Origin of the sequence: Aneurinibacillus tyrosinisolvens, assembly GCF_001015055.1 — a bacterium.
Classification (GTDB): Bacteria; Bacillota; Bacilli; order Aneurinibacillales; family Aneurinibacillaceae; genus Aneurinibacillus_A; species Aneurinibacillus_A tyrosinisolvens.
Genome location: NZ_BBWZ01000131.1, coordinates 1 through 557 on the forward strand (window position 1 = coordinate 1; position 557 = coordinate 557).

General features: G+C 57.1%; 1 protein-coding gene. It reads left to right on the plus strand.

Annotated features, from left to right (window positions below; translation table 11 throughout):
- On the plus strand, positions 1-557 hold a 557-nt coding region (locus tag MBEAL2_RS28680), incomplete at both ends, for a thiamine pyrophosphate-dependent enzyme (RefSeq protein WP_047155570.1).

Below are 557 nucleotides of genomic sequence, written 5' to 3' on the forward strand. Positions count from 1 at the left end.
GCCAGTGATTCGTACCCGATGCAGCCGGAACGCATTCTGGAAGAAGTGCGGGACGTGCTGCCGAAAGATGCGTATCTTACCACCGATGTCGGCTGGAATAAGAACGGGGTGGGACAGCAGTTCCCGATTTATGAGGCAGGCACGATTTTAACGCCCGGTGGTTTTTGTACGATGGGATTTGGAGCCCCGGCCGCTTTAGGCGCCAAAGTGGCCCGGCCGGACCGCGTGGTCGTCTCCCTGGTGGGGGATGGCGGTTTTGGCCAGAACCCTTCCGTGCTGGCTACCGCCGTGGAGGAAAACATCCCCGTCGTTTGGGTCATCATGAATAATAGCGCCTTTGGCACGATTGCCGGCCTGCAAAAAGCCCACTACGATACGACGTACGGCACGGTATTTAAGAAAGAGGGCGAAAGCTATTCCCCGGATTTCGCTGCCATTGCCCGAGGGTACGGCGTAGAAGGCATCAAAATTCAATCCGCCGCGGAATTTAAGCCGGCGCTGGAACGGGCGATTGCGTCCAATAAACCGGTGGTCATTGACGTGGCGATGCTCAACAA